Genomic DNA, 15538 nt, shown 5'->3' with positions numbered 1-15538 from the left:
AAAGGCACTTTTGCCAATTTTCCGCCATAACCGCCTGAAGAACAGTCGAAAAAAGTAAGGTCTTTTTTTTGTAAGCCGGAAACAATGCCCGGCCTCACACTTCACGTTTAGGTTGCCGAATGAGATTAGATTCGGAAAATCGGCTGCAACAGTCGTGGCACAAAGGCACGGAATTTGAGCGGTGCATCAGTGGCCGCAAGGCAAATACAAGCGGCCCCCTCATCGGCAACTGGTGTGTGCTCCAGTTCTTGATCCGCTACCTCGACATCCCCGACACCAAAGTGACCGGTTTCATCGCTAAAGCTTCCCTGCAGCACCAAAGTCAGCTCAAGGCCGCCATGGGTGTGATCCGGAACCGCCTGTCCTGGTGGAATATGCAGCAGCCGCACTGAGCCCGCCTCACCGGCGTCCAGAATGCACTGCTTCACGCCCATACCGAGCTTCTTCCATTTGGGCGCGCGGCCTTTCAGAGCCTCCATAACCGGCCCCGGATACACACCGGATCGCTTGGCGACGGGAGGCTCTTCAATCGGCTCGGCCATGTCAAGCATCGCCATAAGAGCCGCTTTTACGTCGGCCTCTACCGGCGCTGTGGTCATGTCTTCCAAGACAGCGCCGCCGATATGTTCATGGGCCGAAAGCGACGCACGGCAGTCTTCACACATGGAGACATGTGCCGCTATCACCAGGGCAAACGGTCGGGGCAAACTGCCAGCCGCATAGGCCGCCAGAAGCGGATCGGGGATATGGTGGGTGATCGGGGTCATTCCTGACGTATTCCTTTTAGCTCGTGGCGCAGCTTCTCAAGACCAAGACGTATTCGGCTCTTGATCGTGCCAAGTGGCAGGCCAGTCTTTTCGCTCAATTCCCTGTGAGACATTTCACCCAAGTAGGCGGCCTCAATCATCTCGCGCTGTGCAGGCTTGAGCCGCGACAGAGCTTCGCGCAGATGCAGGGATTCTTGTTCCATACCCAGAATTTGCGTCGCGTCAGGCTCCGCATCAGGGGCTTCGCCCAATTCCTCTGGGATGGGGCGGTTTTCTTTGCGGATGACGTCGATATGGCGATTTCGCGCAATCTGGTAAATCCAAGCCGACACCTGTGCGCGCTCTGGATCAAACATAGCTGCCTTGCGCCAGATCGTGAGCATCACGTCCTGCACAATTTCATCTGCTTGCCCGTGGCCGCACCCCTTTCGCATCAAGAGACCCTTGATCCGTGGGGCATAGTGATCAAACAGCGCCGCAAAGGCCGTCTTGTCCCGCGCGTCGCGCACGGCGAGCATCCAAGTGGTCTGCTCTGTATAGGTCTTTGCTTCTCTGTTTGACACGTGCCGTCTGTCCCTGTTGCGTCGCGCGATGTGCGCCACCGGTTTTTTCGCCGGTGTTTCAACGCGTTCATTATGTTCTGTTAGTGTCAACATACCGAGATTACGCGGCTTAGCAAAACCTGGATCACCCAAGGACGCGTTTTTTGATCCGCCTCTGATAAACCCCCGTAATTCCTACGAACTGACCAGCGAGGACCACATGTCATTTGATGCCCCCCCAATGCCCCAAAAACGAATAGCCATCGTTGGCGGCGGTATTTCAGGACTGGCGGCGGCCTATCTACTGGCTCCGCAGCATTCCGTTACACTTTTTGAGGCGAACGCCCGCCTCGGCGGTCATGCCCGTACGGTCACTGCCGGCATCAACGGGGATCAGCCCGTCGACACAGGGTTCATTGTTTTTAACTACGCGAACTATCCGCACCTGACCCGCATGTTCTCGGATCTGGATGTGCCCGTCGCGAAATCCGACATGACTTTTGGCGCCACAGTTGATCAGGGCCGTATTGAGTATTCTGTTCAATCCGTGCACGCGCTTTTCGCCCAGCCGCGCAACATCCTGCGCCCCGGCTTTCAACGCATGATCCGCGACATTCTGAGATTTAACGCCCGTGCGGAAAGTTTGGCCAAAGACGACCTGACCCCGCTTGGCGACTTGATGGACGAACTAAACACCGGCGAGTGGTTCCAACGGTACTATCTCACGCCACTTTGCGGCGCGATCTGGTCCACCCCCACTGACCGCATCCGCGACTTCCCCGCTCAGGCCGTGGTGCGCTTCTTCCGCAATCACTCGCTGCTGTCCGGACGGGAGCAGCATCAATGGTGGACCGTTGATGGCGGCTCGATCGAGTATGTTCGCCGGCTTGAGACTCATCTGCGCGGCATTGGCGTCGCGCTGCGTACCGGAACGCCGGTTCTTGGAGTGTCGCGCGATGCTGGGGGTGTCACGATCCGCGCTCAGGGAGCAGAACCTGAACGTTTCGACCATGTTATCATGGCGTGTCATCCCGACGTGGCACTTAAGATGCTAACCGATCCCAGCCCTGCAGAGCGCCATGCACTGGAGCCCTTCCAGTATCAGGACAACAGAGTCGTTCTACACCGTGACCCACGCCAGATGCCCAAACGCCGCGCGGTGTGGTCAAGCTGGGTCTATAAGGCCGATACCACTCGACCAGAGCCCGCCATTGGTGTCTCCTATTGGATGAATCGCCTCCAGAACATCCCCGAAAGCGACCCGCTTTTTATCACGCTAAACCCAACGGATCCGATTCCGGATGAGCTGATCTATGACGACAACACCTTCCGCCATCCGGTCTTTGACGCGGGCGCACTTCAAGCGCAGGAGGCGATCAAATCGTTGCAAGGAGCGCAGAACACATGGTTTGCGGGCGCCTATACACGTCACGGTTTTCACGAGGACGGCTTTGCCAGTGCGGTACGCGTTGCACGCAAGCTGGAACTGGTGGCGGCATGACAGAATTCTGGCCCGACCACATTCGCGGCGTGACCGCACATGCACGGCGCGGCTCAATCGACAACGCCTTCAAATATGGCGTGGACTTTGTGCTGATCGACCCTGACAGCAGCGCGGGACCCCGCCTGTTCTCACGCAATGGTACCGGATTGATGAGTGTCAACGACGTAGCTGTTGGTGGACCTTTGGGAAATGGACGCGGCGCCGACTGGGCGCGCGAAGCCTTTGCCGCGCGCGGGTTGAGCTCCGACACTTATGATCTCCGTTTTCTCACGCAACCTGGCTTCCTTGGCCACGTGTTCAACCCTGTCAGTTTTTGGCTCGCCCTGCGCGACGGAGAACTCATTGCGGTGATTTCCGAGGTCAGCACGCCATTCAAGGATCGTCATTCCTATCTGACTCACCTGCCGAACTTTGCCCCCATGGGGCCTCAGGACACCACGCAAGCCACCAAGCAGCTGCATGTCTCACCCTTTCAGGATGTGGCGGGTGACTACACGTTCACCTTTTCAATCAAGCCAGACCGCATAGCGATACGTATCTTCTACGAACACGGGTCCGAAGGAGTAATCGCCACTCTTTCCGGCTCCCGACAGCCGCTTACGAACCGCTCTATCATCGCAGCATCCCTGCGCCGCCCGTTGGGCACGATCCGCACCGTAGTCCTGATCCACTGGCAGGCTGCCAAGCTTAAACTCAAAGGCGCGATCTGGCGTCAGCGCCCCCTACCCCCGACCGAGGAAATCTCCTGATGTTTTATGTCACCAACCGCGTAAAACGCGACTTTCTCGCCACTTGTGAAACGATCTCCCACGGGGCTTTGCGCATTCGCACACCCGAAGGCCACGTGCATGATTTCGGCACCGGCGCTTTGCAGGGTGAAATGCAGATCAATGACTGGTCTGTGATCACCGCTGCCGCGACACGCGGAGATATTGGGCTGGGACAAGCCTATGTGGACGGGCTATGGGACAGCCCCTCAATCCGCGACGTGGCCGAAGTCGGCCTGCGCAATCTGCACCACTTCCACGCGTACGCGCACGCGGGTGCCCTTCACTCTCTGAAATACACCATCGCGGACCGTCTTCTGCGCCCCTCCGGCCTGCTGTCGTCCCCGGCCAGCACAAGCGTGGGCAACGAATTCTACCAACTCTGGTTGGATGATGGCATGAGTTACTCCTCCGCGCTCTTTGAGGACTCAAGCGCCGACCTAAGCAAAGCCCAAAGCCGCAAAAACAACCGTATTCTGGACCGCCTTTCCGAAGGCGACCGCCTGTTGGAACTTGGTTGCGGTTGGGGCGGCTTCACAGAAATGGCCGCAGAACAGGGCCATAACGTGACCGCACTTACACGATCGGCCGGCCAAAAGGGCTATACGGACGCACGGCTGGATGGACGCGCCAATGTGATCCGTGGCGATCATCGCTCAGTGTCGGGCCAATTTGACAATATCGTCGCCATCGAAACTCTTGAACGTCTAGGCCCACGCCAGTGGCCCGCTTTCTTTGCCAGCCTTCGGGATCGTCTAGCTGTTGGCGGGCGCATCGTTTTGCAAACCATTGTCGTGCCGGATGACACCCTGTCGCGCTACCTGCGAAGCTCGGACTTCGTGCGCCAATCCATTATGCCTGGCGCTGCGGCTCTCAGCCGCGCGGAAATTGCCCGACAGGCTGGCCTCGCCGGTCTCAAGTTGGTGGACGACTACTCATTTGGCCTGTCTTACGCGCGCACCTGCTCTGACTGGCAGGCGCGTATGGAGGCCAAAACTCCACGCCTGAACCGTATGGGCTTTGACGACAGCTTCCTGCGCAGCTGGCGTTATCACCTCGGCTCCGGCGCAGCCGCCTTTGCCGCGGGTCGCGCCAACGTGGTGCAAGTCGAACTCGCCCACGCCTAATCCAGATCCGGCCCCGCATCGGGCCACCCACCTAGGACCGAAATGAGACAATCAATGTTGATGAGCTGGCTTATCCCCCTCGCCGTTTTCCTCCTGCTGGCCGCAATCGCGGGTCGGTGGATTGGCTTTCGGGCACAAAATCCTGATTTCTATGCCGAAAGCGGGCCCGAGTTTGTCCTGACAGAGCACCTGAATGGCCCGATCCTTTGCGAAGGTATCATTTACGGTCCCCTCGGCCGCGTGAGCAGCACATTTGTCGCTCAGATGTCGGGGGAATGGAATGGTACGACGGGCACTTTGGCGGAAGACTTCACTTACTCCACCGGCAACACACAGCTGCGCAAATGGTATCTGACGCTGGGCGAAAACGGCCAATTCACCGCCACGGCGGACGATATCATCGGCGAAGCCAGAGGCATTCAGCGCGGAAATGCAGTACGCATGAGCTACCGCATAAAACTGACTGAGGAGGCCGGCGGGCATGTGCTTGATGTGACCGACTGGATGTATCACACCGGCGACGGAGTGATCATAAACCGCAGTCAAATGCGCAAGTTCGGAATCAAAGTCGCCGAACTCGTCGCAACCATGCGCCCAGCTTCTCAGGCAGCCTCTGAAAGCTTGGCAGCCGAGTGATGTTTGAAAACAAAACCTATTGGCTCGTGGGGGCCTCCCACGGGCTTGGCCATGCCCTCGCCCATGCGCTGGATGACAGGGGCGCCCGTTTGATCCTTTCGGCGCGCTCGCTGCCTCCTCTCCAAGACCTCGCCAAGAGCCTAACACATGCAAAAGCTCTGGCTCTGGATGTGACCGACAAAGCCTCTGTTGCAGAGGCGGCAGACAAGCTGAGCAACGTGGATGGCGTCATCTATTGCGCTGGGGCGTATGACCCGATGTCAGCAGCTGATTGGGATGTTGATTCCGCTGAGAAAATGGCCGACGTCAACTTTATGGGGGCCCTGCGTGTGCTTGGGCATGTCGTCCCTGACATGGCCCGCCGCAACGCAGGCCATGTGGTGATGATCGGCTCACTCGCCGGCCATCGCGGCCTGCCCAATGCCATAGGCTATGGGGCGTCAAAGGCGGCTGCAATGCATCTGGCAGAAAACATCCGCGCCGATCTGCGCGGCACCGATGTAAAAGTTCAAGTTATCAACCCCGGCTTTATCCGCACCCGCCTCACCGCCAAAAACGCCTTTGAGATGCCGCAAATCATGGCCCCCGAGGACGCCGCCGACCGCACGCTGAAAGCGATGCAATCAAACCGTTTCTCCACTTCCTTCCCTGCCCCCTTTGCATGGCTATTCTCATTGGGTCGCATCCTGCCGATCAAATGGTTTCAGGCCATTTTCAAAAAAAACACCTGATACGCGAGAGTCTGCATTTTTCCGGATTGGCGCTGGCAATTGGGGACAAAGCGCACACGGTTTCCTCCACCTCTTAGGGACACGCCAATTGAGTGTAGTTTCTCGCCCGCTCACCGACGCATCTACTTAGCTGGCAGGTGAGGAAACCCTGTCGTCACCGGAAATGTGGGAATCATGCGCCTCAACAGGAACTGACGTTTTTGAAAGCGGTTTTAGCGTAACGGGGGTGCGGTGAAATCCTCGCTGACCCAATGAAATGCTGAGCATGCTTTCCAACGTAAAATAGCTCCGTAAACCGCGAAAAACTGTATACTCAGGCAAATAGATCAGCGCCCTCGGCGTGCGGTTAAAGAAAATTGCAATTGCCGAAACGATCGTTGGCGCGCCGATGACCACAGCACCGACAGCGACCCAAAGCGGTCGGGGGCCGGTATCAAATGGCTCCAGCAACTCAATCATGCCGAAAAGGATGAGCGGCAGCCCCATCGTACGTACGGCCGTATTAAGCAGCATGATCGGAAGAATAATGGTCCCGCGAAGTGAGTGCTTGGAAAGCCGTGTCGCTTCAAAGCAACGCGCGGTGATGTGAAACGCAGACCGAAACCACCGCATCCGCTGTTCGCGCATGTGCGCATAAGTGGCGGGCACTTCGCTTTCGTAGCGCACCTGCGGATCCACAGAAATGCGATATCCCAACTCACCGATACGCATGGACATGTCGCTGTCCTCGCCGTTCAATCCAAAAGCAAATCCACCGAGCGACTTGACCAGATCGGACCGGTACACCGCAAACATGCCCGGAACGGCCACTTGCGCATCAATAGCTTCGTTGGCGATGGCATAGTAGCCGTGATTGACCAACACCTCAGCCAGCCGCGCGCGCTCAAAAAATGACCGGCCACGGGTGTTCGGAACGCCACCGAGGCACCCAAGTGAGCGGTCGGAAAAGTGGCGCATCGCGCGGCGCAGGGAGTCGGGCTCGATCTGAGTGTCTGCATCAATGCGGATCACAAACTCTGTTTCCACCCCACTGAACCCCAAGTTGAGCGCATTTGCCTTGCCGGCAATAGGTTGCTTCAACACCACCCCATTGGCATGCCGAGAAGCGTCAAACGTTGTCTGAGCAACCTCGGCCGTCGCGTCAGTGGAATTATTGTCCACGACAAAAACGAACACAGAGCCGTCATACTGCGCCGCAGCCACATCGATCGCTTTGAGTGTGTTGGCAAGTATGTATTCTTCGTTGTGTGCGGGGATAACAATCGTGATGTCCGGCGCAAACTCTGCTGTCTCATGGCGCCAAAACGTGTCCCACTTGGCCAAACAGTAAAACATTAGAAAAAGGGACGGCAAAAACAAAAATACGCCTGGCCCCAATCCCCCAAGCAGCGAGGCATCCCGCAAAACTGCGACCAATTCCAAATCCAACTGTGCCACATACCAAGAAATGAGACCGGCCAAAACCAACACAATTCCAAATCTCAGAAATGATTTTGTTGCGGACCTTGGCTTTATCTCCATTGAAACCGGAAATGGCATCTTGCCCCATGAGAACAGCCGGGCTGAAAACAACGCAAAACCAATCAAGCCGGTGGCAATTTGAATGTTTCGCAACTGGATTGGCGCACCAAAACCAATCCAAAGTGCATAGGCAAAAAAATCAATCAGCAGACAGACAACAACAAAGGAAATCAGCAAGTCCGCAATAAACCCAAGTCGATGGCGCCACGACCCGTTGGCAAACAGCCCAAAACTGACAAAAAAAGACATCAGAAAGTGACGGATGGCGATAAAATGTTGCCCCTCTACAGGCAGGAACACCCAATCGTTGGGCGGAAAAAACCGCCCCAGAAGCGGATCATATTGCAGCGCAAACAGCGTGACAGAGGAAATCACCAAAAAGCAGAGCAACACAGCTGGCGCCTTCCAGAGCGGCACACGCCCCGATAGATCGGCAGGCTGGCTATCGACGGACCAGTATTCGTTTTGCGACGCTTTGGAAGTGTCCAATTGCAACTGCCGTTATCCCTTTGATCCACAAACGGGGAAGCCCCGACCTTTGCAACGTTAAAGGCCGGGGCTCGATTAAGAAACCGTCTTTGCGCTTAAGCAGCGGTTGTAGTGGGCGTCGGCGCATTCGCAACAACACCTGGCTTCTGGTTCTTGGTCCAGAGCGAGGCTGCGGCAACGGTTTTGCGATCAAACCGATCAGCGAACCGTTGTGCGATCTCGACTGTTTCTTCCATCAAACCTTCGGCAAGAGTTGTCGGCCGCAATCCCAAGGCAATAAAGCTCTCGTTGGACACCCGCAGGTCATTCTCTGCAGCTTCATTGCGAGGGTTGTCGACCAAGGCCAACTGTGCGCCTGTCATGTCAGACACCAACTTGGCCAGATCACGTACCCGATGGGTTTCAGTCATCTGGTTGCGGATCACTACGCGGTCGCCACGTGCTGGCGGGTTTTCAATCGCCAAACGGATGCAGCGTACAGTGTCGCGAATGTGAATGAACGCGCGGGTCTGACCACCAGTGCCATGAACGGTCAACGGATGTCCGACAGCCGCCTGAACAAGGAAGCGGTTGAGCACCGTGCCATAGTCGCCGTCGTAGTCAAAACGGTTGATCAAGCGGTCGTCCAGCTTGGTTTCCGGTGTCTGGGTGCCCCAAACAATGCCCTGATGAAGGTCCGTGATCCGCATCTGGTCGTTTTTGGCATAGAATTGGAACAGGAGCTGATCCATCGACTTGGTCATGTGATACACGCTGCCCGGATTGGTCGGATAAAGGATCTCGCGCTGGTAGACGATGTTGTCGTCCCCTGGCACCAAAACCTTCTGATAACCCTCCGGGATTTCCAAACCGTCGCCGTCGTAGCCGTAGACGCCCATTGTACCGAGGTGCACAACATGTGTGTCCAGATCGAGCGCCGCGATGGCCGCGAGCAGGTTGTGTGTGGCGTTGATGTTGTTGTCCACTGTGTAGCGTTTCTGAGAAACACCGCGCATAGAGTACGGGGCCGCCCGCTGTTCGCCAAAGTGAACAACCGCTTCAGGCTGCAGCTCTTCAAGCAGCGCGTAGAGAGCGTCAAATTCCTGAGCGGCGTCAATTTTTTCGAAACGGATGTCGTTGCCGCTGACTTCTTTCCAGGCCGCTATGCGATCATCAATCGATGCGATCGGTGTGAGGCTTTGAGCGCCCAGTTCTTCGTCAATGGCTCGCCGCGAGAAGTTGTCAACGATTGTCACGTTAAAGCCGCCGCGGGACAGGTGTAGGGATGTTGGCCAACCGCAGAAGCCGTCTCCGCCGATTACGATAATGTTCTTTTCCATGTCAGTTCCCTCCAAGGTGATCTGTGTGTACTGGAGAGATGTGCGTTTCCCTTTTCGTTTCCTCAGAAGTTCGCGCTTCATCTCATGAACAAGAGATGGGGGGTGTAATGTAATTCAACATTCGAATTTAAGACAACTTTATTGAAAATCCTGCCAACGGCGATTTTTGGCTTATCTGACGTTCCCTGTCAAAAGCTCCAACGGGCCCCAAACAGAAGTGCCGTAGCATCTTTGTAGGCTTGCCCCGGCTCGTCGTAATCGTATCGACGCAAAAGAGCATATAAATCCACTTTGGGATCTTTGATCTTTTGCACCACGGCAAAGCCGACGGAGCGACTTGACCCATTTTGGGTGGCGATGTTGTCACCGTCATACACATCAATGGAAAGGGCGGTTTGACCGATGGGGAACCATCGGGCGATATACCCGATCTTGCCGTAAATGTAGCGAGCCTGATCGCTGTCATACCCTCCGGCAAGGGTCACATTCCAACCACTCGGACGGTGCAGGATAGAACCGGACGCTATAAAAACATTGGGCCTGTTTTCTATCCACCGAAAAGCCCCCCCGGCGCGGAACCGAAAATCCCCCTGCTCGCCATCCCAGCGCAACGAGGCATCGGCATAGTATTGATCGTCAGTGTAGGACAAAACTTCTTGCCCAGCCGCCGCGACAAACCGGAACCCGTTGACCACGGGCGCATCATAACGAATACGCAAACGTCGCGAGCTGCCCATAGATCGGAACGCCTGTTTGACACGAATACGCGCCCCGCTGGGATCCTCCGGCAACAAAAACTGCCCACCGGCTGCGTCCTGCACAGGCGTTCCCGCCACTACAGTGGTCAGGGACAAATCCAGTCCCGTGATGCCATCCGCCGCCATCGCGCCCTGACCAATTGTAAACGTGCCGAAGCGATCATGTCTAAATCCGGCTTCTATCTTTCGGATTTCCGTACGGTCAAACTTGTAGCTACTATGATTGGGGTCATCGGTGCTGACCGCATTGGTCTCTTTCCATCGCAAAGCGAGTTCGCCACGAAGATGAAGCTTCCACCCACCGCTTAAAGCGGCATCATGGGTCACGCCGATACGGGAAACGGACTTTGAGTTGTCGACAAAGAGATAACTGTTGATAGCCTCTCCATCATCAAACCCAAGAATGCCCCGGTTGATTTGGCCATATACTCGGGTTGTTGGAAGGTCTTGTGCGTATGCCGAAATCGGCAATCCGCCCGCGACCAGCAAAGAAAGTGCGACGACAGTCCAAAATACCGTTTTGCCAAAAACATTTGTGTCCATGAAGCTAGGCTTCCACGGTTGCGCATGAAAAGAAAGAGAATTTGTATTGAAACTCCGCAAGCAAACGCGCGTCAGTGAAACCGGCGCTCTGTATGACCCTGCAGGAAACATGGCGACGTAACTCGACCGAGCAGCCAGACCAATTGTTGATCACCGGGATTTCCAACGAAGAGCTGCGCGGGACGTCTTCACGAGAAGGTGCCGGATGGTACCAGCAATTAGACATTTCGGGAAGTTAGTGGTGCCCCCACACGGCATCCAAGACCTAAATCTTGATACACCAAGAGTTAAAGCGTTTCTCAACTTCCCTCTATTTTATTGGAGTTTTGTGTCTCACACTGTTTCATTCTGCCCCATGATACCCCATATGTTGAGGGTGGTTGGAAAGGTGGATGGAAAATGGCACGCCCGAAACACAAGCTGACAAATGCTGAATTGAAGGCCAAACCGCCCGGCAAGTATTCCGATGGCGGGGGGGTGTGGTTTCACAAGCGACCGGATGGCGGGGCGCAATGGTTCTTGCGCTACACCAGCTTTGGACGTCGGCATGAAATGGGCCTTGGCGCTTATCCGAGCGTTACCTTAAAAACCGCGCGGCAAGAGGCGGAGAAATGGCAAGCGGTGGTTCGAGAAGGCAAGGACGCCATTCGCGAGCGGGAACGGCAGCGCCGGGAAGCCGTACGCAACCTGCACATTCTCAGCGATATTGCCTTGGACGCCTTTGAAAGCCGCAAGGCCGAACTCAAAGGTGATGGAAAAGCAGGGCGCTGGTTTAGTCCGTTGCAACTCCACGTCCTCCCCAAGCTGGGCAAAACCCCGGTGTCGCAGATCGACCAGCGCGATATTCGCGACACGCTGGCCCCAATCTGGCATGACAAGGCCGATACCGCGCGAAAGGCCATGAACCGACTCAGCATCGTTATGCGCCATGCAGCGGCGCTGGGCTTGGACGTTGACCTGCAAGCCACCGAAAAAGCCAAGGCACTATTGGGAAAGCAACGTCACAAGCCTCGGCACATTCCAAGCCTTTCTTGGCAGGACACGCCTGCCTTCTATCAGTCCTTGGACGGTGGCACTGTTACCGAACTCGCGTTGCGCCTTCTTATTCTCACAGCGGTGCGCAGTTACCCATTGCGCAATTTGCACCTTGACCAGATCGACGGTGACACCTGGACCATCCCGGCAGAGGCTATGAAAGGCCGCAAGGGCGCGACTGAAGATTTCCGGGTGCCCTTGTCCCAAGAGGCGCAAAGAGTCGTTGCGGAGGCCAGCAAGTTTGCTCGGGAAGGTTTTCTGTTTCCGGGCGTCCGCAAGGGCGTAATTTCCGACATGACGATGGGCAAATTCATGGACCGGCGCGGCATGGTCGAGCGTCCACATGGGTTTCGTTCCAGTTTTCGCGATTGGGTGGCCGAAACCACCAACACTCCGCATGATGTGGCTGAAACGGCACTGGGTCACACAGTTGGCGGTGCAGTGGAACGCAGCTACCGACGCACAGATTTTTTGGAGCAAAGGCGTGTTTTAGCTAAGCGCTGGGCCGAGGTGCTTTATAGAACTAACTCTCAGAAAGTGGCGGTGTTGCGCCCATGAACAATTATCGAAAAGCGACAAACTACGCGTGTGACATGGTCGAGACAAACATCGATGCTGAAGGCGAACTCGATTTTCCTTCAAGCACATTCGCAGACTCAGTTTTTCACTACTCTGAACACATCGTTCTGAAAAAAAAGCACTTATTCAACCGAATGCACCCAAGCTACGAACAGTCAGAAGTCAGCTATTGGGAGATCCAACCCTTTGTCGGTTTTTATCTTTGGGCGCTGGCTGAACTTGATTGTGAGTTTTTCGATTACTTGGTCGAAGTGTGCGCAACGAACATAGCCGCGAAAGTCATCCTATTGGAGCCGTTAAACGATTTCGCCGCAAATGCCCTCAAAGGCGAACTTGTCCGCCCGCGTAAGGCAAGAAGGCCTCGGAAAAAAGATTGGCTGGCAAAATCCTTCTTGTGGAGCCTGACCCTTGAATTAGTTGAGGACTTTGACTTGGAGCTTTCGAGAAACGACGAAAGCCCGAACCAATTTAGCGCGTGTGACGCTGTTGCCGAAGCGCTCACTGTGTGTGGCCGGACAACAAAGTATACAGAAATCAAGAATCTTATGGTCCATCCGGACCGGGCCCGCCGCCGTAAAGAATTCGAAGTAAGTCGCGCAATCTATTCGCGTTGGCGGAACATTGATGCGCCGCGAAACGCCTTGGCACCGGAGTTTAGCGAATTTTGGCAAGAGGCCGCAAAAAGAGATGTGTTGGATATTCTGGGGACTTTTCCTCCCACACAAGAAAAAACGGCCTGAATTACCCAACCTGAACTGTTCGTTTATGAGCCTTACACTGCCCCATGGATAACCATGGAGCAGCGAATGAACCTGATTACTTTCCAAGAACTACAACGCAAACTGGGTGGCCGTAGCCGTTCACAAATTTATCGTGACTTGGAAGCGAACCGGATTCCCAGACCAATCAAATTCGGCTCTCGCCTGTATTGGAATGAGGCTGACATCGACGCCGCTATCTCGGCACATGCGGGGTAAGACCCGCTCAACCTTCCGCCTTGGTGCGGGCGTGTTGAGCGGGAGTATACCTTGCACGGTATTCCCCACACATACGCCCAGCGCCTTTGCGGATCAAGCAGAGGTAACTGCCATATGACTACCAATGACAAATGGGGCATGGCCCATTTCACCATTCACCTACCAAGCGGCGACGCCGACAGCGTTGCTGTCTCAGGTCGCGACCGCTGGGCGCTTGAGGCGCTTATCGCCGCCGGATCCTTTGGGTGCACTCCCATCGACACACCCGGCCCGCGTTGGTCGGGATATGTCCACAATCTGCGAAAGCTGGGTGTGCCTATTGAAACCGTCACCGAGGCGCATAGCGGACCGTTTTCTGGCACTCATGCCCGCTACGTGCTCAAGGCGTCTGTAAGGCGCTCTGAGGGCCGCGCAGCATGATTTTCAAACAACACAACCGCCCCACACCGCGCGAGCAGTTCGCAAAACGGGTTCGGCACCAGTTCGGATTGAAACGAAGCATCGCGCAAACTGTCTATGAACTGCATTTCAAGAGGCCAGATTGATGGCGAGCAAACCCTACAAAAACAACAAGAAGGGAACTGGGCGTCACGTCCAGCTTCCCGAATATCTGCAAGCGACGGAAGCATGGGCAACCATGCCGCCTGGGCCGAGGGCGCTCTACATCGAACTGAAACGGAGATATAACGGACGCAACAATGGGCGCATCGTTCTCAGCTATCGGGAAGCCGCGATAGCTTTGAACTGCCATCGCAACACGGCAGGCGTTTGGTTTGCTGACTTGGAGCGGCGCGGCTTCATAGCTATGACCCAAGCCCCGTATCTCGGTCCGTCTGGGGTTGGGCAGGCATCGGTCTGGGCTTTGCAAGAGCTGCCAACGACGGATGGGAAACCCGCCACTAAAGAGTTTGCAAAGTGGCGAGAAACAAAAAAGCCCCGCACAATGACTGTGCCACCCCGTCACAATGATTGTGCCATCTCGCCAGAAACGGCCAGTGGATCTGCCAGACCCGTCCTGAAAATTGTGCCAGATACCTGATTTTCTTTGTGTTTCCGATGCACAAAAAACGGGACACATATAGATGTTGCCATGTAGACAGACATGAATTGAATGGATGCGCTGGGCAAAAGCTTTTTAAGAACCAAAGAGTTTTTGGGGTCTTGGCGCTCGAAATCATTGGAGGCAAACGTTGACACGGGCTTGTTTGAAAATGGCATTCGTTGCAGCTGTCACGCTCGGTGCAAATGCGGCTGTGAGTGAGGTGCTAAAGTGGGATTGCGAATTCGAAACCAGAGTAGACGCAGAAGGTGTAAACAGGGAAATTATGCCGCTCTATTTCACAGTCGATACCATATCAAAAAAAGCTTGGATGGAAGGAAATGCTGGGTTCGTTGAAGTTGAAATATATTTTGGGGATTCAGCGTTTTCTTTCATTGAAAGGATAGATTCCGGCGCAGTACAGGCTACTACAGTTACAAGAGACGGTTTTGCAGTTCACTCAAGGAACACAGTAATTTTTGGCGACATAGTTGCAGCGCAACACTTTGGGCGCTGCTTGCCGATTTAGTAGTCTTTGAAATCAATGGCATGATTTTTGCTTTTGATTTCGGTAAAAACCGGAGGCGCACATGGGCGGGTTGGGCAGCGGGCGGCACTGGCATTGGGGCGCAAAAGCCACGACCCATGAAATGCGCGAACTGGATGTGCGCAGGTTGGCGCGAGAAGGCATTCTAAACCCCGGCACGCGGATCAGCTGGCAATGGTCATGCGATGGTGAAAAGGTCGCTGACATTCAGATTGCCGTCGAAAACAACCGGATGAGGTTAGTCTACAAGTCACGGAGCCACGGTGATGATTGGGAACTTCTCGACTATCCGGTGAGGTTGCTAAGGACTCCCTGCCACTACGGTGGCTTTCGCAACTGGTTTGAATGCCCAGCACAAGGGTGCGGGCGGCGGGTCGCGATTCTTTACGGCGGGCGCATCTTTGCGTGTCGACACTGCTACCAACTGGCCTATACGTCACAAAGAGAAGAAAGCTACCAGCGTCACCATCGCAGAGCGGAGAGTATTAGGAACCGTTTGGGATGGGACCAAGACTGGGGCCTGAAGCCAAAAGGAATGCACTCAAGGACGTTTGACCGCTTGGTAGCGGAGTTAGACTTCTGGGAGCGGAAATCGGATTCGGGGTTTACCCAGTACTTCCTCTCACGGTTTGGCAATCTCGACCTATCTTGATTGTC

Annotated in this window: 16 protein-coding genes; 11 read left to right on the top strand and 5 right to left on the bottom strand. The window is 55.3% G+C overall.

Annotated elements, in window-relative coordinates:
* Positions 1-125 precede the first annotated feature (125 nt).
* Positions 126-767 carry a ChrR family anti-sigma-E factor gene (locus BM069_RS18840; protein WP_093326019.1) on the bottom strand — a complete coding sequence of 214 codons (642 nt, stop codon included), beginning with the start codon at positions 765-767 and terminating at the stop codon, positions 126-128.
* Positions 764-1285, bottom strand: coding sequence for a sigma-70 family RNA polymerase sigma factor (locus BM069_RS18835; protein WP_244503667.1), 522 nt, complete (start codon positions 1283-1285; stop codon positions 764-766). Before BM069_RS18835 ends, BM069_RS18840 begins: the two co-directional genes overlap by 4 nt.
* A 244-nt stretch (positions 1286-1529) precedes the next feature.
* Here BM069_RS18835 and BM069_RS18830 point away from each other — a divergent pair, with 244 nt between their 5' ends.
* The 5 genes from BM069_RS18830 to BM069_RS18810 are packed head-to-tail and all read left to right on the top strand — an operon-like array spanning position 1530 to position 6074.
* On the top strand, positions 1530-2810 hold the full coding sequence (locus tag BM069_RS18830) for an NAD(P)/FAD-dependent oxidoreductase (RefSeq protein ID WP_093326016.1): 1281 nt from the start codon (positions 1530-1532) through the stop codon (positions 2808-2810).
* A complete protein-coding gene (locus tag BM069_RS18825; protein ID WP_093326015.1) occupies positions 2807-3562 on the top strand; it encodes a DUF1365 domain-containing protein in 756 nt (251 codons plus the stop codon). The genes BM069_RS18830 and BM069_RS18825 overlap by 4 nt, the downstream gene beginning before the upstream one ends.
* Entirely contained in the window at positions 3562-4707 is a 1146-nt protein-coding gene (locus BM069_RS18820; protein ID WP_093326013.1) for a class I SAM-dependent methyltransferase, read from the top strand. Before BM069_RS18825 ends, BM069_RS18820 begins: the two co-directional genes overlap by 1 nt.
* A gap of 60 nt (positions 4708-4767) precedes the next feature.
* On the top strand, positions 4768-5343 hold the full coding sequence (locus BM069_RS18815; RefSeq protein ID WP_093326045.1) for a DUF3833 domain-containing protein: 576 nt from the start codon (positions 4768-4770) through the stop codon (positions 5341-5343).
* Positions 5343-6074, top strand: coding sequence for an SDR family NAD(P)-dependent oxidoreductase (locus tag BM069_RS18810; RefSeq protein WP_093326012.1), 732 nt, complete (start codon positions 5343-5345; stop codon positions 6072-6074). The genes BM069_RS18815 and BM069_RS18810 overlap by 1 nt, the downstream gene beginning before the upstream one ends.
* A gap of 126 nt (positions 6075-6200) precedes the next feature.
* On the opposite strand, the gene BM069_RS18805 is transcribed toward BM069_RS18810, so the two are convergent.
* The 3 genes from BM069_RS18805 to BM069_RS18795 all read right to left on the bottom strand — a co-directional run bounded on the left by BM069_RS18805 (position 6201) and on the right by BM069_RS18795 (position 10704).
* A complete protein-coding gene (locus tag BM069_RS18805; protein ID WP_093326011.1) occupies positions 6201-8090 on the bottom strand; it encodes a glycosyltransferase family 2 protein in 1890 nt (629 codons plus the stop codon).
* 89 nt (positions 8091-8179) lie between these two features.
* Positions 8180-9403 carry an NAD-dependent epimerase/dehydratase family protein gene (locus tag BM069_RS18800; protein ID WP_093326009.1) on the bottom strand — a complete coding sequence of 408 codons (1224 nt, stop codon included), beginning with the start codon at positions 9401-9403 and terminating at the stop codon, positions 8180-8182.
* Positions 9404-9591: 188 nt separating this feature from the next.
* On the bottom strand, positions 9592-10704 hold the full coding sequence (locus BM069_RS18795; RefSeq protein ID WP_170846795.1) for a porin: 1113 nt from the start codon (positions 10702-10704) through the stop codon (positions 9592-9594).
* Between the two features lie 399 nt (positions 10705-11103).
* Between BM069_RS18795 and BM069_RS18790 the strand changes: the two genes are divergently transcribed.
* The 6 genes from BM069_RS18790 (at position 11104) to BM069_RS18760 (ending at position 15533) form a co-directional block, all read left to right on the top strand.
* Entirely contained in the window at positions 11104-12297 is a 1194-nt protein-coding gene (locus BM069_RS18790; protein ID WP_093326006.1) for a tyrosine-type recombinase/integrase, read from the top strand.
* Complete coding sequence (locus tag BM069_RS18785; RefSeq protein WP_093326005.1) at positions 12294-13058, top strand: hypothetical protein; 765 nt, start codon at positions 12294-12296, stop codon at positions 13056-13058. Before BM069_RS18790 ends, BM069_RS18785 begins: the two co-directional genes overlap by 4 nt.
* A gap of 66 nt (positions 13059-13124) precedes the next feature.
* On the top strand, positions 13125-13295 hold the full coding sequence (locus tag BM069_RS18780; RefSeq protein WP_093326003.1) for a helix-turn-helix transcriptional regulator: 171 nt from the start codon (positions 13125-13127) through the stop codon (positions 13293-13295).
* A gap of 114 nt (positions 13296-13409) precedes the next feature.
* The gene (locus tag BM069_RS18775; RefSeq protein WP_093326002.1) at positions 13410-13715 is read left to right on the top strand and encodes a winged helix domain-containing protein; all 306 of its coding nucleotides are present in this window, start codon (positions 13410-13412) and stop codon (positions 13713-13715) included.
* Between the two features lie 791 nt (positions 13716-14506).
* Positions 14507-14863 (top strand): hypothetical protein, encoded by a 357-nt coding sequence (locus BM069_RS18765; RefSeq protein WP_093325999.1) that lies wholly within the window; start codon positions 14507-14509, stop codon positions 14861-14863.
* A 61-nt stretch (positions 14864-14924) separates the two neighbouring features.
* Positions 14925-15533: a hypothetical protein gene (locus BM069_RS18760; protein WP_093325997.1), complete on the top strand. Its 609-nt coding sequence runs from the start codon at positions 14925-14927 to the stop codon at positions 15531-15533.
* The last annotated feature ends 5 nt before the right edge of the window (positions 15534-15538 follow it).

The organism is Shimia haliotis, from assembly GCF_900114415.1.
GTDB lineage: Bacteria > Pseudomonadota > Alphaproteobacteria > Rhodobacterales > Rhodobacteraceae > Shimia > Shimia haliotis.
This window is presented reverse-complemented; position numbering and strand designations above follow the sequence as displayed.